Below are 21,756 nucleotides of genomic sequence, written 5' to 3'. Positions count from 1 at the left end.
AGGAGGAGCCGTTGGGACGGGAATCTGAAAGCGAAGCCATCAATCGCAGCGGCTTTTACCTGTTCCTGGCAGCGATAACGCTGGCCACCGCCTACATCGTCTGGCCCTTTGCTGCTCCGCTGCTGTGGGCCACGCTCGCTGCAATCATGTTCCAGCCGCTCTACCAATGGGTGCTGGCCCGTATGAAAGACAGCCCGAACCGCGCGGCGTCGGTCACGCTGATCTTCATTACCGTCGCGATACTGTTGCCGGGCTTCTTCATCGGTGGAATGATCGTGGACGATGCGGCCACCGTGGTGACCGCATTCCAGGATGGCGAAATCGACATTGCCGGGTGGTTCAGTCAGATCGTGTCCGCGCTCCCTGCCCAAATCCAAAGAGCGCTGGATGAAGCGGGTGTCGGCGACTTGACGGAAATTCAGGAGCGGGCTCAGCAGCTCATCGGCGAAAGCGCAGGTCTGCTGGCGCAGCAAGCAGTCGCCATCGGCGGCGGCGTATTCGGCTTTGTGCTGTCCTTTATTGTCGGTCTTTACGTGACGTATTTCCTGTTGCGCGATGGCACCAAGATTGCCGCGCGGGTCATGCACGATCTGCCGATGGAGAACAGCGTTGTCGAGAGGCTGGCAGCGCGGTTTCTGGGAATCGTTCGCGCAACCATCAAGGGATCGGTGGTGGTTGGCCTTGTTCAGGGCACGCTGGGTGCGATCACTTTCTGGATCGTGGGACTGCCTTCGGTGGTCCTGTTTGGACTGGTGATGGCAATCTTCTCGCTGCTGCCTGCTGTGGGCACCGGCATTGTTTGGGTGCCTGCGGCAATCTGGCTGCTGGCGACAGGAGCCACGTGGGAAGGCTTGTTCGTGATCTTCTCCGGTGTTGTCGTCATCGGCATGGCAGACAATGTCCTGCGCCCGATCCTGGTTGGCAGGGAGACGGGTATTCCTGACTGGATCGTCCTCATAACAACCCTTGGCGGGATTGCCACGCTGGGTCTTTCTGGCGTTGTTCTGGGTCCGCTTGTTGCGGGCCTGTTCCTGGCGAGCTGGTCGATCGTTCAGGAACTGCGCGAGCCTGAAAGCGAAGCCGGTTCGACAGCCAATTGATGCAGATGTCTTGAGTTAGACTCATTTCGCAAGCACAGAGCGCAGCATGAAGAAGCTGATTCCACTCGCCGCATCCGCGTTGCTTGCGGCCTGCGCAACGACCTCGCAGCCCGCAGCAGCCCCGCCGGTCACCGTACAGGTTCTCGGCCTGAACGATTTTCATGGCGCGCTTGAGCCGCCGAACCAGTCTGTCACTATCGTCCGCAGCGAGGAAGACATTGTGCGGATCCCGGCGGGCGGTGCGGCCTGGCTGGCGAGCGCGCTCACCACCTTGCGCAGCCAGCATGCCCATTCGATAACAGTCGCTGCTGGCGACATGACCGGCGCCTCGCAGCTCGCATCCGCGCTTTATCTCGACGAACCCAGCGTGAGAGTGCTGAGCGAGCTCGGCGTCGAGTTGAACGCTGTCGGCAACCATGAGTTTGACCGGGGATGGCGCGAACTCAAACGCTTGCAGGAGGGCGGGTGCGAAAAGCTGTCTGAGCGCGACCCGTGCAAGCTTGAACCCTTCGAGGGGGCAAGTTTCGCATATCTAGCCGCCAATGTAATCATGCCGGACGGATCGACTCTGTTCCCGGCAACTGCGCTGCGGAGCTTCGGCGAGGGCGAATCGCAAGTGACGCTGGGCTTTGTCGGATTGACACTACAAGACACGGACAAGCTGGTCGCCCCGGCCGGAATAGAGGGGATTAGGTTCGGTGATGAAGTCGAAGCGATCAATCGCGGAGTTGCTTCGCTCGACGCCGAAGGGGCAGACGCGATCGTTGTTCTTATCCACCAAGGAATCAAGACGTTCGCGGCACCTGACCCCAATGGCTGCGGAGAGCCAACCGGCCCGCTGGAACGGATCATGCAGGGCATCGATCCGCGGGTGGACGTCATTGTATCCGGCCACACCCATTGGGCCTATGTCTGCGAATGGCCGAGCAGCGATCCTGGCCACATGTTCCTCCTGACCAGTGCCGGAGTTTTTGGTGCGTTGGTGAGCGATATCACGCTCGAAATCGATCCTGCCTCGGGTGAAGTCATCTCCAAGTCTGCGAACAATGTGGTTGTGCAGTCGCGCCCTTACCGCTCGTCCGTCCGCTATGTCGAAAACACCGACCTCTACCCGCGCTTCGAGCCAGACCCAGGGATTGAAACCTATATCGCCCAATATGTCGAAGCGGCTGAAGCCTTCACGCAGAGGCCAATCGGCCGAGTTTCCAGACGGGCCGACAAGGGCGAGGGTGCAGAGAGCAACCGCGGCAAGGAATTGGGGCGGCTGATCGCAGATGCGCAGTTGGCCGCGACCCGCGAAGCAGGTGCCCAGATCGCTTTGATGAATCCGTTCGGTATCCGCGCCCCGCTGCAACCGGCGGAAGATGGGACATTGACCTATGGCGATATCGCGCGCACCCAGCCTTTCAACAATACGCTGGTGACGCAGAATTTTACCGGAGCGCAGCTCAAGCGCGTGCTGGAGCAGCAGTTTGAGGGGGAAGATCCGGAACAATTCCTGAGCCCTTCAGCAGGCTTTGCCTACACCTTCGATCGTTCGCGCCCCGTCGGTGATCGTATTGTCGCGATGACCCTTGACGGTGTTCCGATCGAACCGGACGCGATCTACCGCGTGACCACCAACAGCTTCCTCGCGAGTGGCGGCGACAGTTTCGCTGCGCTGACCGAAGGCACTCAAGCCGTCGAACAAGGGACCGACATCGACGCGCTGGAAGCCTATATCCGGGCTGTTCCGGTACGCGAGGTACCGTTTCAGGACGGCGTGATCGAAGCAAGCGCGGACTGAGCCGCTCGTCAGCTGTCCGCGAGCCGCAGTGTATTGACCCCGCGCGCTCCGCCATCTTCGGCCGTAAGGCCTGCAAAGATCGTATCGATGATCCGCGCCAACTTTTCTTCGCTCAACCGTCCGTCGAGATGGAGCAAGGCATCGGGCAAAGTGTAGTTCGTTACCATCTGGTTGATCAGCGACAGGGCCTGATCGATCTCCAGCCCGGCAAAATATCCGTCCGCCTGCGCCTCGGCAATGATCTGACAGAGATAATGGTCCGCCAAATCCACAAAACTCCTCACGCGTTCGAACCGGGCGGCGCCAAGCTCGCAGATAACTGCGAAGAACCCGGGGTCGCTGCGATAGCGCTCGCGGTTGATGCGGAAACGGCGAACGTAGAATTCATACATCTTGCGATTAGGCGGCAGATCGGACGCGACAACTTCCTCCATGATCGCGATGTGGGGTTCCAGCCATACTTCCGCGACTGCTTCCGTCAGATCGTCCTCATCCTCGAAGATTTCCTCGATCCGGTGGCGCGAAATCCCCTCTTCCAGTGCGAGCGCGGTCAAAGCCACTTCCGAACCGCGTTCGCGGACCAGCTCCAATGTCCGGTGGGCAAGGCGTTTACGTTCGCTGTCGCGTTTTTCGGGGGGCATGAACGGGGGCCTCTTTTTGGTCAGCCCCAATGTAGTGGATCTCAGCGCGGAATAAACCCACCGGGAATGAGAAGTCTGCAAGATCCAGAGCGCGCCGCTTCAGAAAAGGCTGGTCAAGCGGACTTTGGAGGCATGGGGAAGAAGGCCGAGGTGCGCTGCTTGTATTCCGCGTACTTGTCGCCCTTCGACTTAGCCATTCCCTTTTCCAGCAGCGTTACCCCAGACCATTTCGTCAGCGTGAAAGAGAGGAAGATCGGCCCTGCAATCGTGTAGAATGCGAGTTCGAAACTCACACAGGCGCAGACGAACCAGATACCCCACCACGCCATGAAGTCTCCAAAGTAATTGGGATGGCGGGTGTAACGCCAAAGTCCGGTGTCGAGCACTTTGCCTTCATTCGCAGGATCGGCCTTGAACTTGGATAGTTGCCAATCGCCGACCCATTCGAAGAAGATGCCGATAAGGTAAACCGCCAAGCCGAACCAGGCGAGCGACCCGATGGGCGCAGGTTCAGGGCTTGCGAGGATGCCGACCTGCGCAGGGCTCGATACAAGAAACAGCAGCACTGCCTGCATCAGCCACACCTTGTATAGCGCTGCGATCGCGAAATTGCCGTTCTCGCGGTCCTTCTTGAGGATCAGCTTGTAGCGCTTGTCTTCACCTTCGCGGCTCCATCTGCGAAACAGATAGATGCCAAGTCGAAAGCCCCAGGCAGCGGTCATGACCATCAGCAGAAAAGCCAAAGCGCCCGGATCCTCCATTTGAAGAAAACTCGCAATCGCAAGGATCCCCATGCCCGCCCCCCAGAAGGCATCGATAAAGGACACGTCATCGATCTTCACGCTGATCGCCCACTGGATCAGCACCAGCACGAGCAAGATTCCGGCGTTTATCATAAGGGCTTCAAACATCATTCTTCCCCGCAATGATATCGCGCGCCTGCTGCTCAAGCACTTTGAAGCGCTCGTAATCGGGCAGCTTTGAGCGGAACCATTCCGCCAGCTTCAGCAAGTCCTCTCCATAATTCCCGGTTGGGATCAGAGGTTCCCCGAAGCCGATGGTCATAGTGTCATTGTCAGCATAGGCGGGTACGATCGGGACGCCTGCCGCCCGCGCAATGTTGTAGAAGCCGGACTTCCACTTGCCGTCGCTCGACCGCGTTCCCTCGACCGCGATGACCAGAGCGAGTTCGTTGCGCTTATCGAATTCCTCGGCGACCTGTTCGACGGCATTGGCACGCCGCGTCCGATCAATGGGGATACCGCCCATGTCGAACATGAAATTGCGCATGATCCCCTGAAACAGGGTGTGCTTGCCCATGAAATTGGGATGCACACCTTCTTTCTCCGTCGCGCCGGTAAAGAACACGAAATCCCAGTTCGAGGTGTGCGGCGCCCCTGCGATCACATATTTCTTGAGGTGTTTGGGAAGGCCGCCTTCGATCTTCCAGCCTTTCCAGGCATAGATCCAGATGATGATGCGGCGCACGATCCGCGAAAGGATTGTAGGCTTGCGCTTCGCACGTGGAACCGCCGCTCCAGTAGGTGCTTCTGACGACACTCTGCTTCTCTCCCCGTTTGCAACTGCCTAGCAGTTACGTGAGGGAAAGCGATAGGGTTTAAGTCATCACATCCTGAACACGCCGAATTGCGGCTTTTCAGGGATTGGCGCCTCCAGCGTCGCAGCAAAGGCGAGGCCGAGCACGTCGCGCGTCTGGACCGGGTCGATCACGCCGTCGTCCCACATGCGCGCGGTGGCGTAATAGGGGTTGCCCTCGTCTTCGTATTTCTGCCGGATCGGGGCCTTGAACGCCTCTGCCTGCTCGGGCGTCCAGCTGTCCGCATCGCGGTGGACCGTTGCCAGCACCGAAGCCGCCTGTTCGCCGCCCATCACGGAGATGCGCGCATTGGGCCAGGTGAACAGGAACCGCGGGGAATAGGCCCGCCCGCACATGCCGTAATTGCCCGCGCCGAAGCTGCCGCCGATCACCACGGTGACCTTTGGGACGGTCGCGGTGGCAACGGCGGTGACGAGCTTCGCGCCATGCTTGGCGATGCCTTCCGATTCATACTTCCCGCCGACCATGAAGCCGGAGATGTTCTGCAGGAACAGCAGCGGGATGCGGCGCTGGCAGGCGAGCTCGATGAAGTGCGCGCCCTTCTGCGCGCTCTCTGAAAACAGCACGCCATTGTTGGCGAGAATAGCCACCGGCATTCCCCAGATATGCGCGAAGCCGCAGACGAGCGTGGAGCCGTAATGCGCCTTGAACTCATGGAACTCGCTGCCGTCGACCAGCCGCGCGATCACTTCCTTCACGTCATAGGGCGCGCGCACATCCTCAGGGATCAGCGCGTAGAGATCGTCCGCATCGAACTTCGGCGGGCGGGGGTCCTTCAGCGCGACGTCCTTTGCCGCAAGGGTGTTCGCGCCCAAGTGGCTGACGATATCGCGCACGATGGTGAGCGCGTGCTCGTCGTTCTCAGCGAGGTGATCGACCACACCGGATTTCTTCGCATGAAGGTCTCCGCCGCCGAGGTCCTCGGCGCTGATCTCCTCGCCCGTTGCGGCCTTCACCAGCGGCGGTCCTGCGAGGAAGATCGTGCCCTGATTGCGCACAATCACCGTTTCGTCCGACATGGCGGGCACATAGGCCCCGCCCGCAGTACAGCTGCCCATGACGCAGGCGATCTGCGGGATGCCGAGCGCGGACATATTGGCCTGATTGAAGAAGATCCGCCCGAAGTGCTCGCGATCCGGGAAGACCTCGGCCTGGTAGGGCAGGTTCGCCCCGCCGCTATCGACGAGGTAGATGCACGGCAAGCGGTTCTCCTGCGCAATTTCCTGCGCGCGGAGGTGCTTCTTGACCGTCATCGGGTAGTAGGAGCCGCCCTTCACCGTGGGATCGTTGCACACGATCATCACCTGCCGACCCGAGACGCGGCCAATCCCGCAGATCATCGAGGCGCCGTTGACGTCGCCCTCATACATCCCGTTGGCGGCAAGCTGGCCGATCTCAAGGAAAGGCGAACCCGGATCGAGCAGCCGCTCCACCCGCTCGCGGGGCAGCAGCTTGCCGCGGCTAACATGCCGCTCGCGGTGCTTCTCCGGCCCGCCAAGCGCAGCTTTGGCCACCGCCGCGCGCAGGTCGGCGGCAAGAGCCTTGTTGTGCTCAAACCGAGACTTTGCGTCCGGCGCTTCGCGGTCGAGTTTCGAAGTGAGAACGGGTGCGGTCATGAATCAAGGCTACCTGGCTGTTCGCAATTGATGGGCGTATCTTGAAGCCTAAGTTTGTCACTCAGGCCTTCACAAATCCGTTCAAGAGCTTCGCTCTCATCAACAGACCATGTTGACGAGTAAGCCAGCGCCCCATGACGGACTACGTCGCCAAGAAATCTGCCGAACACATAGGGGTCCTCCATCTGGAACGCCGCGATCTTGACGCGTGATCGGCCATCCGCTCCAATCCGAGCTTGGATAAGGTCGGCCCAATCCTCTTCGTCAGGCCCACTCACCCCGCTGCCCCAATCAATTCGCGCCCGATCAGCATTCGCCGGATTTCGTTCGTCCCTGCGCCGATATCGAGCAGCTTCGCATCCCTCATGTAGCGCTCCACCGGCCAGTCGAGCGTATAGCCTGCGCCGCCCAGTGCCTGTACGCTCTCGGCCGCCACGCGGAAGGCGTTCTCGGAAGCCAGCAGGATCGCACCTGCCGCATCGAAGCGCGTCGTCTGGCCCGCATCGCACGCTTTCGCCACCGCATAGGTGTAGGCGCGCGCCGATTGCAGCGCGACATACATGTCGGCGACCTTGGCCTGCATCAGCTGGAAGCTGCCGATAGGTTTGCCGAATTGCTTGCGCTCGCGCAGGTAGGGGATGACCGTGTCGAGGCAGGCCTGCATCACGCCGAGCTGGAGCCCCGCGAGCACCACGCGCTCGTAATCGAGCCCGCTCATCAGTACCCCGACCCCGCCATTGACCGGGCCCATCACGCGGTCCTCCGGAATGTGGCAATCGTTGAACACCAGCTCGGCGGTGGGCGAGCCCTTCATCCCAACCTTCGAAATCTTCTGGCCGATCGAAAAACCCTCGTCGCCCTTTTCGATCAGGAAGGCAGTGATGCCGCGCGACCCGGCGTGGCCATCGGTCTTGGCATAGACCACCAGCGTATCGGCCTCGGTCGCATTGGTGATCCAGAACTTGGTACCGTTGAGGACGTAGCCGCCCTGCACTTCCTCGGCCTTCAATTTCATCGAGACCACGTCAGACCCCGCGCCCGCTTCGGACATGGCGAGCGAACCGACATGCTCCCCGCTGATCAGCCCGGGCAAGTACTTCGCCTTCTGCTCGTCATTGCCCCAGCGGCGGATCTGGTTGAGGCACAGATTGGAATGCGCGCCGTAGCTGAGGCCCACGCTCGCGCTGGCCCGAGATACTTCCTCGACCGCGATCACGTGTTCGAGGTAACCGAGTCCCAGCCCGCCCCATTCCTCTTCGACCGTGATCCCATGCAAGCCCAACTCGCCCATTGCAGGCCAAAGCTCGCGCGGGAAGCGGTCTTCGCGGTCAACCTTTTCCGCGAGCGGCATGATTTGCTCGTCTGCAAACCGGCCTACGCTCTCGCGGATCATGTCCGCGCTTTCACCAAGCTGGAAATCGAAGTCAGGTGTCGCGCGCATGGGCATCCTCAAGCATGGAAATTTCTGTTCTGAAAAGCGCATAGCAGCGCGCTTCGCTGGCGCAAACCGGTTGCATCTGAAATCATGCCGGATAGGGCAACTGAGCTGGGTGGAGGCGATTTGTCCCCGCAGCACTTTCCTGTATGGACAGCGCAAGCCGGAGAGTGAGCGCATTTCCATTTCAGCCGACAATTCGGAAGCTTTGATCACCTTTGATCGGGTCGAGCGGCATTATGGCGATGTCCGCGCAGTTGGCGGTGTTTCTGTGTCGATCGCCACTCGTAGTTTCGTTGCCGTGGTCGGCGCGTCCGGCTCTGGCAAATCGACTTTACTCAAGACAATCAATGCCTTGGTTGAGCCGAGCGCAGGTCAGGTCCTGCTGGAAGGGGTGGACGTCAGCACATTGCCGCCGCCTGCCTTGCGCCGCCGGATTGGTTACGTGTTTCAAGGTATCGGCCTGTTTCCGCATATGAGTGTGGCGGAGAACATCGCGATCGGCCCACGTCTGGCGGGCGAGCGGCTCTGCGCAGCCCGCATCACTGAACTGCTGGAGCTGGTGGAGCTTGAGCCGGAAATGGCTGATCGATTGCCTGACGCACTTTCTGGTGGGCAACGCCAACGGGTCGGGGTAGCCAGAGCGCTCGCCGGAAACCCGCAAATCCTGATGATGGATGAGCCGTTCGGCGCGCTTGACCCGATAACCCGCGATGCGCTGGGCCGGCGCGTGCGAAGGCTGCACGATCAGCTTGGCCTCACCACAATAATGGTCACGCACGACATGGCTGAAGCCCTGCTGCTGGCAGACCGGGTGCTGGTGATGGATACGGGCCAGATTGTCGCGGATGAGACGCCTCGCGCATTGCTCGCAGGCAAAGGTGGCGACAACGCGCAAAGCCTTGTAGCGGTGCCGCGCGAGCAAGCAGAGAAGCTTGCAGCGATGGAAGAGGGAGGCGTGCAATGAACGCTTTTCTCATCGCGCTATCACGGCTCGGCGATCAACTCGCCGCGCACGTGCTGCTCGCATCTTCTGCGATTGCATTAGGCATTGTGGTGGCCTTACCGCTCGCGGTCTGGGCAAGCCGTTCGCCTGCCGTTTCTCGAGTATCGCTCGGCTTTGCGAGCCTCGTCCAGACGATCCCGGCCCTGGCTTTGCTCGCGCTGTTCTTCCCGATCCTGCTGTCGTTACGTGCGGTATTTGGAGAGGGCCTACCGACACTCGGCTTCTTGCCAGCGCTGTTAGCGCTTGCGCTCTATGCCTTGCTGCCCATCCTTCGCAATGCCGTGACCGCGCAGAGCAATCTCGACCCCGGAGTACTGGAAGCAGCAGACGGCGTCGGCATGACGCGCTGGCAGAAATTGCGGCTAGTCGAAGCGCCGCTAAGCGCGCCGTACATCATGGCCGGCATTCGCACCGCTGCGGTCTGGACGATTGGCGCAGCCACGCTTGCAACAACCATCGGGCAAAAGAGCCTAGGCGATCCGATATTCGCCGGATTGCAAACGCAAAACTGGGCGCTTGTGCTGGCAGGCTGTGTTGCGAGCGCTGGCCTCGCGCTCATTGCGGATGCCTTGCTCGGCCTCATCGAGAAGGGTTTGGCGACCCGCCGCAGAGGGCTTTGGGTCAGCGGGCTCATCGTGGTTGCCTTGGGGATCGCCGCTGCCTTGTGGGCGCAATTCGGCGAGCGCGGCGAAGATGACCGCATCCTCATTGGCGCGAAGGGCTTTTCCGAGCAATACATCCTCGCGCGCCTCATCGGGCAGCGCCTCGAAAACGCCGGCTACGTCGTTGAGTATCGCGACGGGCTTGGCTCAGCTGTCGCACACAGCGCTCTTGCGAGCGATGATATCGATATCCTGGTCGACTATACTGGCACGATCTGGACCAACCAGATGAAGCGGAGCGACAACCCGCCGCGTGACGAAATGCTGGCGGAAATCGAGCAATGGGAACGCGCGACGAGCGGCACACTGTTGCTCGGCCGGATGGGCTTCGAAAATGCCTATGGCCTGGCGATGCGCGAGGAAGTGGCGGAGGAGCGCGGGTTCACGAGCATCGCTGATCTCGTAAGCGCTGCGCCGACGATGACTATCGGCGGAGACCCGGAATTCTTTGAACGGCCCGAATGGTTTGCCGTGCGCGATGCCTATGGCCTCAACTTCGGCGAAACACGCAATTTCGCGCCGACCTTCATGTATAATGCGCTGCAATCAGGCGAAGCCGATGTGATCAGCGCTTACACCTCCGACGGTCGGATCGCGGCAGACAGCCTGCGCATCCTCGCAGACCCACTTGGCGCTTTCCCGAATTACGATGCGGTCCTGCTGCTCGCGCCGTCACAGGCGAATGACGCAGCGATAGTTGCTGTGCTGAAGCCATTGATCGGGGCGATCGATGTTGAAGCAATGCGTGAAGCCAATTACGCGGTCGACCGCGACGACAACAAACTCTCTCCGCAGGAAGCGGCTCAGCAACTTGCCAAGAGGTTAGGTCTGTAAGGACCGATCGGATTTCGGACAGCGCGTCTAAGTGTCGAATCCGACGCCGTCCGGCCAGTCAGGCGAGCCAATTCCCAGCACCTTGAACAGCAGGCCCATCTGGTCGTCTGCGACGAGCCGCTGGCGCTGGCGTGCGATCACCTTCTCCTTGTCGGGATGGCGGCGCTGAAGGGCCTCTGTCCGGGTCTGAATACCAAGCTCGTTGAGCCATTCACCCTGCATGGTCAGACCCATGACTTTCGCTCCCTGACGCTCTGCCACCTGGCCAAGCATCTCGAAATCAACATGCGCGGTGAGATCGGACAGGCCCGGCGCGTCGAACGGATCAATCTTCTTGTGTTTCTGCAGCGCTTGCAAAGTAGAGCCTGAAGCGAGTTCGCGCGGGCCGTAATCGATCACGAGAGCAGTTCCACCCTGACCAATCAGCCGGTCGGAAATCTCGCTCATGATGGCGGCGGCCGCGGGGCTGGTCTCGATCATCGTGCCTTGCCGCGCGTTACGCCAGCTTTGCGGGACGATGTCATCCATTGGCTGATCGCCTGCCACAAAAACGAAGCGGTCGCCATCAAGCCCTACCATACGCTCATACCAGCCTTGCGCCGAACGGATCAGCTGATGAACCGGCAGCGCATCGAAGAACTCGTTCGCGACCAGCAGCATGGGCGCATCGTCAGGCACCGTCGTCAGATCGTCGTGATGCTGGACGCCGGGGATCGCCTCGCGCTGTATCTGGCGCAAAGCTTCGGAAGTCTCGACAAAGTGGATTTCCGGCATCAACCCATAGCGGTTGGCCGTGCGCATCGCGTCGACGGTAAGGGTTCCGCGACCGGGTCCGAGCTCGACATAGTGCACGCGCTCAGGGCTTCCCGCCCGCACCCAGATATCGGCCAGCCATAGTCCGATCAGTTCACCGAACATCTGCGTGATTTCAGGCGCAGTGATGAAATCGCCTTCATCGCCAAGCGGGTCACGGGCAGCATAATAAATTGCGTTGCTCTCACCCATGTAGCGCGCGAGGCTGATTGGGCCGGTCTCGCGGATGACTCGCTGGAAGACGGGTCGCAAATCGACCGGCTCGGCCTTGGGCCGCGGCGGAGGTGCCGGCGGTGGAACGGGCTCAGGCTCAGGCTCAGGCTCAGGCTCAGGCTCAGGCTCAGGCTCAGGCTCAGGCTCAGGCTCAGGCTCAGGCTCAGGCTCAGGCTCAGGCTCAGGCTCAGGCTCAGGCTCAGGCTCAGGCTCAGCGAGTTGTTCCACCGGCTCCGGTGGTTCAAGAACTATTTGAGGTTCTTCCTCAATTTCCGGTTCTGGTTCCGGCTCGGGACCAGCTTGGGATTCTCCCTCTCCCTCCTCGTCATGAGTCACTTCTTCAAGCGCTTCGATAGGCTCAGTGACCGGATCAGGCGGCGTCAAAACGATCGGCACATCTTCGTCTTCCGCTTCAACAGCCTCGTCCGCTTCGGTCGCGATTGCTTGCGCGGCGTCTTCGGTTGATTCGGGTTCATCGTCGCCCCGCGACATCGCGACAGGCTGATCTGACGGTTGTTCCGCGATCTCTTCTGCGACCGGCTCTGCAGGGAAAGGCGACTCCAGAACGATCTGTACGTCCGGTTCGGGCTCCGGTTCGGGCTCCGGTTCGGACTCCGGTTCGGACTCGGTGTTCAAGCCGCGATCGGGATCGGCGACTAACTCATCAACCGGCGTTGTGGCTAACTTTTCAACTGGCTGCGGCGCATCCAGCAGCTCGTCTGCGGCCTCTTCCGATGGCTTGAAGTCTTCCGGATCGAGCAGCTGCAGCCGTGGGCGCCAGACACCCTCGCCTTCCTCTAGGCTGTCTTGCCCAGCGGCTTGCGCGTCACGGCGTAGAGCGTGACAATCAACCCTATCAAGAACATCGGTAGTGTTAGCCATTGTCCCATCGACAAGCCGGAAGATGCAGCGAATTCCTGTAGATGTGCATCAGGTTCCCGGAAAAATTCGTTAACAAAGCGCGCTGCGGCCATGCCTAATGTAAAGATACCGACCAGCAAACCTGGGCGATAGCGCGCGCGCGTCTTCCAGAAAAGCAGCATCAGGATAATCAGCAGGGCAAGCCCTTCAAGGCCCGCCTGGTAAAGCTGGCTGGGGTGGCGGGCCGCGGCATCTGCCCCCGGAAAGACCATCGCCCATGGCACGTCGGTGGACCTGCCCCACAACTCGCCATTGTTGAAATTGGCGAGCCGCCCTAGCATCATTCCCATCGGGACCGACACACAGACATAGTCACACACGCGCAGAAAATTGAGCTTGCCGCGCCAGCTGACCCACAGGATTGCGAGAACCACGCCAATCAGTCCGCCATGAAAGCTCATCCCGCCTTCCCAGACCTGCAGCACCTTGATCGGTTCAAGCCATAATTCCGGCTTGTAAAAGGTCACATAACCCAGCCTTCCGCCGAGGATCACGCCAAGGGTAGCGTAGAAAAACAGATCATCGGCATGGCGCTGGGCCATTGGGGCGCCGGGGGCCTTGAGCATCTTGGTCAAATGCCAATAGGCAAAGACCACACCGATCAGATAAGCGAGCGAGTAATATCTCAACGCGAAACCGCCGATCTCGAAGAGGCTCGGACCAAGGCTGTAATTTTCCCAATAGAGCGGTTCGATCGCTCCGGTCGCAGCAAGTAGTGACAGCAAGTCGATATCCTTTTAGAGACGTCTCTACAGTCGCTTCCGGCGACCCATCGGGATCGGCCTTTTGGCATAGCAGGAGTTTTGGGGGAAGCCTGCGTCGCATGCCGTCACCATGCGCGTGATTTTTTGCGCGCTTTTTGCAAGGACCCTTGTGGAGAGGATCTGACAGAATATGCCTACTGAACTCGACCGCGATATCGAGCGTTTTACCGCGGCCGTCACCGCTGAAGGTGCGATGTTTGAAACCATCACCGTAACCCGCCGCGGGGTGGAAATGCCAGCCTTCAAGAATGCTCCGCCAAGCCTTGCGCATTATTTCGCGCACTTCTGCAACGAACATAAAGACAAGCCTTTCCTGGTCGACGGCGATATCCGCATGACCTTTGGCGAGGTCTACCACGCGGCGAGCCATGTGGCCCACGGCCTTGTGACGAAGCAGGGCCTCAAGAAAGGGGACCGGGTCGGCATTGCGGCACGCAATTCGATCAACTGGATGCTCACTTACATGGGCACGCTGATGGCAGGCGGCTGCGCGACGCTGCTGAACGGCTGGTGGACCGGCGAAGAGCTTGGCTACGGCATCGACCTGTGCGAATGTTCGCTCGTTCTGGCAGACGAGCAGCGCGCGGCGCGGCTCGATGGAATAGACCATCCGGCCAAGGTCGTTATCTTCGATCATGGCGATCCCGCGACCGGCCTCGCACCGATCTGGGAAGCAGGCGATACCGCCATGAAGATGCTGGCTGAGCTGGGGCCGGATGATCTTGCGACGATCCTCTATACCTCGGGATCGACTGGCCATCCCAAGGGAGCATATTCAGATCATCTGGGCGTTGTCTCGGGCACGATGAATTATGTCACGCAGACCTTCATGATGCTGCAAATCCTGACAGAACGCGGAGAAGCGCCGACCGTCCAGCCAAGCGCTTTGGTCGCGGTCCCGCTGTTCCATGTTACCGGCGAAGTGCCTTTGTTCCTGCAGAGCTTTGCGCTCGGCCGCAAACTGGTGCTGATGCCGAAGTGGGACGCCTACGAAGCGCTGCGCCTGCTGGACCAGGAAAAGATCACCTATTTCGTCGGCGTTCCGCTGATGAGCTATGAAATGGCAATGCACCCCGAGCGATCAAAATTCGATTTGTCGCAGTGCAAGAGCTTCGCCGCTGGCGGCTCTCCGCGCCCGCCTGAGCACGTCAAGCGCATCAAGGATGCTTTCCCGGATGGTTTTCCGCTGCTGGGCTATGGCTTGACCGAAACCAATGCGGTTGGCTGCGGCAATGTGAACGAGAACTACATCGCCAAGCCCGGTTCAACCGGTCAAGCCTCCAAGCCGCTGGTCGATCTTGCGATCCTCGATGATGATGGCAACAAGGTGGCGCAGGGTGAAGTGGGCGAAGTGTCGATCCGTTCAGTCTGCAACTTCCTTGGCTATTGGCGCAATGAGGAAGCGACCAGCAGCGCGTACACCGACGATGCCTATTTTCGCACCGGCGACCTCGGCTATCTCGACGCGGATGGCTATTTGTTCATCGTCGACCGCAAGAAGGACATCATCATTCGCGGCGGCGAGAACATTTCCTGTATCGAAGTCGAAGAGGCCATTTACGCACACCCTGACATCGCTGAATGCTCTGTCTTCGGAATTGCGGACGAAAGGCTAGGCGAAGTGCCTGCGGCCGTCTTTTATCTCAAGGATGGCTGCGGCGAGCTGAGCGCAGAGGATCTCCGCGGCTTCTTGCTTGAACACATCGCACCGTTCAAAGTGCCGCTTGAGCAACATATTGTCTGCTCGGAAGAGGCCCTGCCGCGGCTTGGCACGCAGAAAGTCGACAAGCGGGCGCTCAAGGCCCGCTATAGCGAGGAGCTGGCGAGCGCTTGAACGCCCTGCGAATACCAGATCAGCGCGCGATCATCGACCGGCGAAAGCTGGCCGATCGTATCGCTGCGCTGTTCGAAGCCAAAGGCGAGAAAGCGCGTGGCGAGATCGTCGCTGCGCTCAAGGAGGCGCTGGATTCCGGCAGGCAGGAAATTGCCAACCGGCTGAGCGAGAAACCTTCTGCTGGCTATGAGAGCGCCGCAGCGCAGTCCTTCCTGATCGACCAGCTGCTGCGGATCATTCACGATCACGTGGTAGAGCGCGTCTATCCGGTCGCCAATCGCAGCGCGGCAGAACGGCTCGCGATCCTCGCAGTGGGTGGCTATGGTCGGGCCGAGATGGCGCCGCATTCGGATGTTGACATCGCTTTCATCACGCCGATGAAGCGCGCGCCATGGTGCGAGCAGGTTATCGAAGCGATGCTTTATTTCCTGTGGGATCTCGGCCTCAAGGTCGGGCATTCCAGCCGCACTGTCGATGACACCTTGCGCATGGCGCGAGAAGACCTGACGATCCGCACGGCTTTGCTCGAAAGTCGCTTCATCTGGGGCGAAGAAGCTCTGTTTGAAGAGGTCAGCCGCCGTTTCTGGAGCGACGTTGCAAAAGGAACGGAGCGTCAGTTTCTCTCCGAAAAACTGACCGAGCGCAATGAGCGGCACAAAAGAATGGGCGACAGCCGCTATGTCGTTGAGCCCAACGTCAAGGAAGGCAAAGGTGGCTTGCGCGATCTCCAGACGCTCTACTGGATCGGCAAGTACATTCACCAGGTCCGCAGCGGATCTGAACTGGTAGATGCCGGTTTGCTGACGAAGAACGAATATCGCAGCTTCCGCAGGGCAGAAGGATTCCTGCTGGCGGTTCGATGCCATTTGCACATGATCACCAATCGCGCGGAAGATCGGCTGACCTTTGATCTCCAGCGCGAAGTTGCGGCGCGCATGAATTTCGCTGACAGGCCGGGCAAGAGCGCGGTCGAGCGCTTCATGCAGTTCTATTTCCTGCAGGCCAAGCGCGTGGGCAGCCTGACCGGCGTTTTCCTCGCGCATATCGAGGAGCAGCTCGCCAGGAAGCGCGAGCGCAAAGGCTTCTTTGCGACCTGGAACCAGAAGCCCCGACGCGTGCGAGGTTATCAGGTGTTTGGTGGTCGGATCGAAGCGCCAGGCGATGACTGGTTCAGGAAGGATCCCGTCCAGCTTATCGAAGTCTTCCAGCTCGCTGAATTCGAAGGCCTTGAAATCCATCCGGAAACCGTCAGGCAGATCGACCGGGACAGCGTACTTATCAAGCATGACGTGCGCGAGGATCCACGCGCCAACGGGCTCTTTATCGACGTGCTTTCTGGTCGGCGCGATCCGGAGCTCGTGCTGCGCTGGATGAACGAAGCAGGCGTGTTTGGTCGCTTCGTGCCCGATTTCGGCAAGGTGAACGCGCAGATGCAGTTCGACATGTACCACCACTACACGGTCGATGAGCATACCATTCGCGCGATCGGCCTGCTGAGCCAGATCGAGCGTGGCCTCCTGAAAGGCGACCATCCGCGCGCAAGCAAGTACATCCACGAAGTGGCATCGCGCCGCGCAATCTATGTTGCGGTCCTGTTGCATGACATCGCCAAGGGGCGCGGCGGTGACCATTCCGTGCTCGGCGCAGAAGTGGCGCGCGAACTGTGCCCGCGCTTCGGCCTTGATGAACAGGAAACCGATCTCGTCGCCTGGCTGGTGCTCAACCATCTGTTGATGAGTTCGACCGCGCAGCGGCGCGACCTCACTGACCCTAAGACCATCGAGGATTTCGTTGGCGAAGTACAAAGTCTCGAACGTCTGCGAAATCTCGCCATTCTGACCTGCGTAGACATTCGCGCGGTTGGCCCCGGCACCTGGAACAGCTGGAAGGGACAATTGCTGGGCGAATTGTTTGACGCGGCGGAAGAGCGCCTGCGCCTCGGTCATATGAAGCACGGGCGGGAGCAACGCGTGACAGCCAAGAAGGAAACGGTAGCAAAGCTGCTTGGTGATAAGGCCGAGCTTGTGTCTCGCATTGGCAAACTGTTCGCCGATTCCTACTGGATCGCCGAAAGCGACGACGTGATCGCGCTCAATCTGGTCCAGTATGACGTGGCGCGCTCACTTGAGGAACAGCTTTCGATCCACTGCGAGTATGACGAAGAACGCGGCGCAACACTGGTCAACGTCATTGCGTCAGACCATCCGGGACTGTTCTATCGGATCGCTGGCGGCATGGCACTGGCCGGTGCCAACATCATCGATGCGCGCATACACACCATGCGCAATGGCTGGGCGATGGATAATTTCCTTGTGCAGGACCCCCAGGGACGACCGTTCCGCGAAGAGCGTCAGATCGAACGCTTGAAGAAGTCGATTGCCGATGCACTTGCAAACCGACTGGAAATGGTGCCGCGTCTCGCCGCTCAGCCGCTGCCCATCAGTCGTTCCGGCGCGTTCAACGTCGCACCACGGGTCAATTTCGATAACAATGCATCCGGCCGGTTCACAGTCATTGAAGTGAATGCCCGGGATCGCTCTGCGCTGCTCAACCGACTGGCCCGGGCGCTGTTTGAATCAAACCTGATGGTTCACTCGGCGCATATCACGAATTATGGCGAACGGGCGGCCGATACTTTCTATGTGACAGATCTTACAGGTGAAAAGATCACATCTTCGGAGAGGTTGAACGAGATATCGCGGCGTTTGCTTGAAGCGGCAAGTGATGAACTTCAGCAACAGCTGGAAGACGCCTGACACTCGCCCGCACAGATTAGGTTGCAATTAAGGAACCTAACGCTACTGGCGGTCATCCATTGAGAGGAGAAATCAATGTCATTCCCCCTGTTTGCGCGCGGTACTGCCGCTGCGCTTTTTGCAAGTTGCGCACTCGCGCCGATTGCGGCTCAAGCTCAGGATGTTGCTGACGAGACAGCAACCGAAGAGGAAAGCGGCAGCGCGCTCGACGCTTTCAACACCATCGTTGTCACGGGTACCAAGACTCAGAACGCTGAGAACGTCCAGGACATTCCGCTGGCGGTTACCGCCTTCAACGCGGAAAGCCTTGAAGCGCTCAAGGTCCGTGACGTTCAGTCGTTGACCTATTCAGCGCCCAACGTTTCGCTCGACCAGGTCGGCACCAGCCGCGGTACTGCAAACTTCTCGATCCGCGGGCTCGGTATCAACAGCTCGATCCCTTCGATCGACCCTACTGTCGGCGTCTTTGTCGATGGGGTATACCTTGGCTTCAATGGCGGCGTCGTCTTCGACCTGTTCGACCTTGATAGCGTCGAAATCCTGCGCGGACCGCAAGGCGTGCTGTTCGGTCGCAACGTGACCGGCGGTGCGGTGCTGATCAACACCGGCAATCCGACCGAATACTTCAGCGGCAAGTTCCGCGCAGCGGTTGACGGTCCATGGGTTGATGGCGGTCGTGGCGGTTCGAATTACACCGTATCGGGCGTGATTTCTGGCCCGATCGTTGAAGACACGCTGCTGTTCAAACTGGGCAGCTACTACAACAAGGACGAAGGGTATTTCACCAACCTGTTCGACGGATCGAACCACGGCAGGGCGGAAACGAAGATCGTTCGTGGCGCACTCGAAGGCCGTTTCGGCGATCTGACCGTCAAGGGCAAGCTCGACTACTTCACAAGCGATGGCGATGGTCCGAGCGGCCAGAACCGCGGCTTGTTCCCGCGGGACACCTTCCGGCTCTCAATCGACGAGCGCGGTAACTATGACAACGAGATCTGGACCGGCTCGCTCACAACTGAGCTCGATATCGGACCGGGTACGCTTACGAATATCTTCGGCTATCGCGAATACTCTGCGACGACGCTCGGCGACATCGACAGCCTGCCCATCTTCGGCTTCCACTCAAGCACGGAAACCGAACAGGACCAGATTTCGAACGAACTGCGCTATGCGGTATCGACCGATAACTTCGACCTGACCATCGGCACATTCTACTTCGACCAGTCGATTGCCTACACCGAAGTGCGCGATCTTCCGCCGCTCAGCGCGCTGACCTTCTTCGGCGGCGGTGCGCAGGATCACGAAGTGATTGGCGCCTTCGCTGCAGGCCAGTATTATCTGACTGACGCGCTTTCGGTGATTGCGGGCATCCGCTGGAGCCGTGAAGAAAAGGCTGCTGGCGTCACCTATATCCGTCCGCGTCCAGAATGCTCAGTCGTGGATGGCACCTGCCCGACCAGCGGCACCAACCCGTTCATTCCGACCGAGAACAACGGCTTCACCGACTCCGACACGTGGAAGAACTGGTCGCCGAAGCTTGGTCTGCAATACGAATTTGGCGACAGCCAGATCTATACGCACTGGACGCGTGGTTATCGCAGCGGCGGCTACAACTTCCGTATCACCAACGCGACCGTGTTCGAGACGGTTGTTGTACCGGCGACGGGCGGCAATTTCTCGTTCGACGAGGAAAAGGTAGATAACTACGAAATCGGCGGGAAATTCCAGACTGGCGACGGTTCGCTGACACTCAACGTTGCGGCTTATATCACCAAGATCAAGGGCATGCAGCGCGAGGTGAACCAGAGCTCTCCCACGGCAGGCGTATCGCAATTCATCCTGAACACGGCTGATGCGACCATCAAGGGCTTTGAAGCCGAAGCGCGCGCGCGCCTCAGCGATTCACTCTTGTTTACGGCCAATATCGGCTTGATCGACGACCAGTATGACGAGGTTCGCTTCGACATCTCGAGCGATGGCGTGATCAATGATGCCGATGCAGCGCTTCGCTTGCCGCGCGTACCAGAAGTTACCTGGGGCGTAGGGATGATCCACGAATTGGACCTTGGTTCCAGCGAGATCGTTTCGCGCGTCAACCTGCAGTATCGTGATGAATTCGCCTATACCGACAACAACTTCGGTTACATCCAGGACATCACCAACCTGGACGCGAACATCACCTGGAACACCCCGATGGATGGTTTGAGCCTGTCGTTGTACGGCAAGAACCTCCTCGATGGAGTGCAGGCAGGCGGCGATACGCAGCTTCCCTTTGGCGGTCCGCTGTCGAATGGCGTGAACCGGCCGTTTGACCAATTCCCTGCCGCCGGCACACTGTCGCCGCTCAGCAAGGGTCGCCAGATTGGCGCAGAAGTGACCTTCGAATTCTGATTGATCGGATCAGATCGATATCTGAGAGGGCGGCCTTCGGGTCGCCCTTTTTGTTTGGCGTTTAGGCTTGCGGGCCGATCTGCGCTTGCAGAAGAATGATTATCCCCGCGCGCCGAAGAGCGCCGTACCGACCCGCACATGGGTTGCGCCCAGCATGACTGCTGTTGGGTAATCGCCGCTCATGCCCATGGAGAGCCCGCCCTCAGAACCCGTCAGGCCGTTATCCTGCAAGAGTTTGGCAAGCAGCGCGAAGAACGGCGCGGGCTCGATATCGGCAGGGGGCAGGCACATCAGCCCTGCCAGGGGAATATCTGCACTGCGCACTTCAGAAAGTAGCTCGGGCAGAGCTTCGATCGCGCAGCCGCCTTTTTGCTCCTCACTGCCGATATTGACCTGGACGAAGCACGGCACGCGCTTGTCAGCCTTGTTCATGGCTTTGGCGAGTGCCTTGACCAGGCTCATCCGATCGAGCGCATGGATGCTATCGAACAACGCGACAGCGTCTTCTGCTTTGTTCGATTGGAGCTGGCCAATCCCATGCAGTTCCACATCCGGATAGCGCTCGCGCAGTTCGGGCCATTTGGCCTGCGCTTCCTGCACGCGGTTTTCACCGAACACCCGGTGTCCCGCTTGGAGGAGCGGATTGATTGCTTCGATCGGTTGCGTCTTGCTGACTGCGATCAGCGTGATGTTGTCAGGCTTGCGGCGGGCTGCCTTGCAGGCCTTGGCGATTTCCGCCTCCACCGCGACCAATCTTTCTTGCGCTGTTTCCATGGAGAAGCGCTATAGCGGCTGCGTGACACAAGGCCAGTCTCTCCCACGCCTATGGCTGCTCTCCGATGCGCGCAATGATGCCGTGCTGGAAGACAGATTGCGCCGATTGCCGCGCGGTTCGGGCTTTGTGTATCGCCATTATCATCTGCCGGATCACGAGCGATGGAGGCGTTACAATACGCTAAAGCGCCTCGCGAGGGCGCAGGATCACTGGGTCATCCTCGCCGACAGCGCGCTCACAGCGTGTGAGTGGGGCGCGGATGGCATCTACGGTGCCCCGAGAGCGCTTTACCCCCGGCGAAAAGACATGATCCAGATCGCGGCGGCCCATGACATGGCGGAGATCGCCCAGGCGAACCGATTTGGAACAGATTTCGTCATGATTTCACCAGTTTTCGCCACGAATAGCCATCCCGGTGCCATTTCGCTCGGCCCAAGCCGCTTTCGCGCGCTCGCAGCAAAAGCCAAGATGCCGGTGATCGCGCTGGGCGGTATGAACGCCAAGTCCGCGAAGCACCTCAATTGGCCGCGATGGGCCGCGATCGACGGGCTCAGCTAATTCGCACCATTCATCGAAGGAATCTTGACCGCG

At 59.7% G+C, this 21,756-nt stretch carries 16 protein-coding genes; 8 read left to right on the top strand and 8 right to left on the bottom strand.

Translation table 11 applies throughout. The features are described 5' to 3' along the window. The first annotated feature begins 11 nt into the window (after window positions 1-11). Both ACG9DO_RS04100 and ACG9DO_RS04095 read left to right on the top strand, forming a co-directional pair. Window positions 12-1,100, top strand: coding sequence for an AI-2E family transporter (locus tag ACG9DO_RS04100; protein ID WP_394730455.1), 1,089 nt, complete (start codon window positions 12-14; stop codon window positions 1,098-1,100). A gap of 46 nt (window positions 1,101-1,146) precedes the next feature. Continuing rightward, a complete protein-coding gene (locus tag ACG9DO_RS04095; RefSeq protein ID WP_394730454.1) occupies window positions 1,147-2,886 on the top strand; it encodes a bifunctional metallophosphatase/5'-nucleotidase in 1,740 nt (579 codons plus the stop codon). A gap of 8 nt (window positions 2,887-2,894) precedes the next feature. On the opposite strand, the gene ACG9DO_RS04090 is transcribed toward ACG9DO_RS04095, so the two are convergent. The 5 genes from ACG9DO_RS04090 to ACG9DO_RS04070 all read right to left on the bottom strand — a co-directional run bounded on the left by ACG9DO_RS04090 (window position 2,895) and on the right by ACG9DO_RS04070 (window position 8,202). Beyond that, window positions 2,895-3,527, bottom strand: a complete 633-nt coding sequence (locus ACG9DO_RS04090) for a hypothetical protein (protein ID WP_394730453.1) — start codon at window positions 3,525-3,527, stop codon at window positions 2,895-2,897. Window positions 3,528-3,640: 113 nt separating this feature from the next. Further along, window positions 3,641-4,441 carry a DUF1295 domain-containing protein gene (locus tag ACG9DO_RS04085; protein WP_394730452.1) on the bottom strand — a complete coding sequence of 267 codons (801 nt, stop codon included), beginning with the start codon at window positions 4,439-4,441 and terminating at the stop codon, window positions 3,641-3,643. Next, window positions 4,431-5,087, bottom strand: coding sequence for a 1-acyl-sn-glycerol-3-phosphate acyltransferase (locus ACG9DO_RS04080; RefSeq protein ID WP_394730451.1), 657 nt, complete (start codon window positions 5,085-5,087; stop codon window positions 4,431-4,433). The genes ACG9DO_RS04085 and ACG9DO_RS04080 overlap by 11 nt, the downstream gene beginning before the upstream one ends. Before the next feature lie 66 nt (window positions 5,088-5,153). Beyond that, window positions 5,154-6,761 carry a carboxyl transferase domain-containing protein gene (locus tag ACG9DO_RS04075; protein WP_394730450.1) on the bottom strand — a complete coding sequence of 536 codons (1,608 nt, stop codon included), beginning with the start codon at window positions 6,759-6,761 and terminating at the stop codon, window positions 5,154-5,156. A gap of 274 nt (window positions 6,762-7,035) precedes the next feature. Beyond that, window positions 7,036-8,202 carry an acyl-CoA dehydrogenase family protein gene (locus tag ACG9DO_RS04070; protein WP_394730449.1) on the bottom strand — a complete coding sequence of 389 codons (1,167 nt, stop codon included), beginning with the start codon at window positions 8,200-8,202 and terminating at the stop codon, window positions 7,036-7,038. Window positions 8,203-8,380: 178 nt separating this feature from the next. Here ACG9DO_RS04070 and ACG9DO_RS04065 point away from each other — a divergent pair, with 178 nt between their 5' ends. After that, window positions 8,381-9,163 (top strand): ATP-binding cassette domain-containing protein, encoded by a 783-nt coding sequence (locus ACG9DO_RS04065; protein ID WP_394731189.1) that lies wholly within the window; start codon window positions 8,381-8,383, stop codon window positions 9,161-9,163. Then, on the top strand, window positions 9,160-10,698 hold the full coding sequence (locus ACG9DO_RS04060; RefSeq protein WP_394730448.1) for an ABC transporter permease/substrate-binding protein: 1,539 nt from the start codon (window positions 9,160-9,162) through the stop codon (window positions 10,696-10,698). Before ACG9DO_RS04065 ends, ACG9DO_RS04060 begins: the two co-directional genes overlap by 4 nt. A gap of 27 nt (window positions 10,699-10,725) precedes the next feature. On the opposite strand, the gene ACG9DO_RS04055 is transcribed toward ACG9DO_RS04060, so the two are convergent. Together ACG9DO_RS04055 and lgt are read right to left on the bottom strand one after the other, a co-directional pair. Next, on the bottom strand, window positions 10,726-12,606 hold the full coding sequence (locus ACG9DO_RS04055; protein WP_394730447.1) for a class I SAM-dependent methyltransferase: 1,881 nt from the start codon (window positions 12,604-12,606) through the stop codon (window positions 10,726-10,728). Further along, window positions 12,522-13,370, bottom strand: coding sequence for a prolipoprotein diacylglyceryl transferase (lgt, locus tag ACG9DO_RS04050; RefSeq protein WP_394730446.1), 849 nt, complete (start codon window positions 13,368-13,370; stop codon window positions 12,522-12,524). The genes ACG9DO_RS04055 and lgt overlap by 85 nt, the downstream gene beginning before the upstream one ends. Window positions 13,371-13,539: 169 nt before the next feature. Between lgt and ACG9DO_RS04045 the strand changes: the two genes are divergently transcribed. The 3 genes from ACG9DO_RS04045 (at window position 13,540) to ACG9DO_RS04035 (ending at window position 20,390) form a co-directional block, all read left to right on the top strand. Then, on the top strand, window positions 13,540-15,243 hold the full coding sequence (locus tag ACG9DO_RS04045) for a class I adenylate-forming enzyme family protein (protein WP_394730445.1): 1,704 nt from the start codon (window positions 13,540-13,542) through the stop codon (window positions 15,241-15,243). After that, on the top strand, window positions 15,240-17,999 hold the full coding sequence (locus tag ACG9DO_RS04040; protein WP_394730444.1) for a [protein-PII] uridylyltransferase: 2,760 nt from the start codon (window positions 15,240-15,242) through the stop codon (window positions 17,997-17,999). The genes ACG9DO_RS04045 and ACG9DO_RS04040 overlap by 4 nt, the downstream gene beginning before the upstream one ends. Window positions 18,000-18,074: 75 nt before the next feature. Further along, complete coding sequence (locus ACG9DO_RS04035) at window positions 18,075-20,390, top strand: TonB-dependent receptor (RefSeq protein WP_394730443.1); 2,316 nt, start codon at window positions 18,075-18,077, stop codon at window positions 20,388-20,390. Window positions 20,391-20,489: 99 nt separating this feature from the next. Here the strand turns inward: ACG9DO_RS04035 and ACG9DO_RS04030 are convergent, their stop codons facing one another. Then, window positions 20,490-21,164 carry a YggS family pyridoxal phosphate-dependent enzyme gene (locus ACG9DO_RS04030; RefSeq protein WP_394730442.1) on the bottom strand — a complete coding sequence of 225 codons (675 nt, stop codon included), beginning with the start codon at window positions 21,162-21,164 and terminating at the stop codon, window positions 20,490-20,492. On the opposite strand from ACG9DO_RS04030, the gene ACG9DO_RS04025 reads away from it, so the two are divergent. Next, a complete protein-coding gene (locus ACG9DO_RS04025) occupies window positions 21,163-21,723 on the top strand; it encodes a thiamine phosphate synthase (RefSeq protein WP_394730441.1) in 561 nt (186 codons plus the stop codon). The two genes, ACG9DO_RS04030 and ACG9DO_RS04025, sit on opposite strands and share 2 nt — an antisense overlap. Window positions 21,724-21,756: the final 33 nt, after the last annotated feature.

Source organism: Altererythrobacter sp. GH1-8, assembly GCF_043702085.1.
GTDB lineage: Bacteria > Pseudomonadota > Alphaproteobacteria > Sphingomonadales > Sphingomonadaceae > Erythrobacter.
Note: the sequence above shows the minus strand (reverse complement) of the source record. Positions and strands in the feature narration are given on the sequence as shown.

Bases quoted from the DNA above. Each gene is read 5' to 3' on its own strand.
- ACG9DO_RS04055 (WP_394730447.1), bottom strand. From the start codon at position 12,606: ATGGCTAACACTACCGATGTTCTTGATAGGGTTGATTGTCACGCTCTA.
- ACG9DO_RS04095 (WP_394730454.1), top strand. From the start codon at position 1,147: ATGAAGAAGCTGATTCCACTCGCCGCATCCGCGTTGCTTGCGGCCTGC.
- ACG9DO_RS04025 (WP_394730441.1), top strand. From the start codon at position 21,163: ATGGAGAAGCGCTATAGCGGCTGCGTGACACAAGGCCAGTCTCTCCCA.
- ACG9DO_RS04075 (WP_394730450.1), bottom strand. From the start codon at position 6,761: ATGACCGCACCCGTTCTCACTTCGAAACTCGACCGCGAAGCGCCGGAC.
- ACG9DO_RS04070 (WP_394730449.1), bottom strand. From the start codon at position 8,202: ATGCGCGCGACACCTGACTTCGATTTCCAGCTTGGTGAAAGCGCGGAC.
- ACG9DO_RS04085 (WP_394730452.1), bottom strand. From the start codon at position 4,441: ATGATGTTTGAAGCCCTTATGATAAACGCCGGAATCTTGCTCGTGCTG.
- ACG9DO_RS04045 (WP_394730445.1), top strand. From the start codon at position 13,540: ATGCCTACTGAACTCGACCGCGATATCGAGCGTTTTACCGCGGCCGTC.
- ACG9DO_RS04035 (WP_394730443.1), top strand. From the start codon at position 18,075: ATGTCATTCCCCCTGTTTGCGCGCGGTACTGCCGCTGCGCTTTTTGCA.
- ACG9DO_RS04060 (WP_394730448.1), top strand. From the start codon at position 9,160: ATGAACGCTTTTCTCATCGCGCTATCACGGCTCGGCGATCAACTCGCC.
- ACG9DO_RS04090 (WP_394730453.1), bottom strand. From the start codon at position 3,527: ATGCCCCCCGAAAAACGCGACAGCGAACGTAAACGCCTTGCCCACCGG.
- ACG9DO_RS04030 (WP_394730442.1), bottom strand. From the start codon at position 21,164: ATGGAAACAGCGCAAGAAAGATTGGTCGCGGTGGAGGCGGAAATCGCC.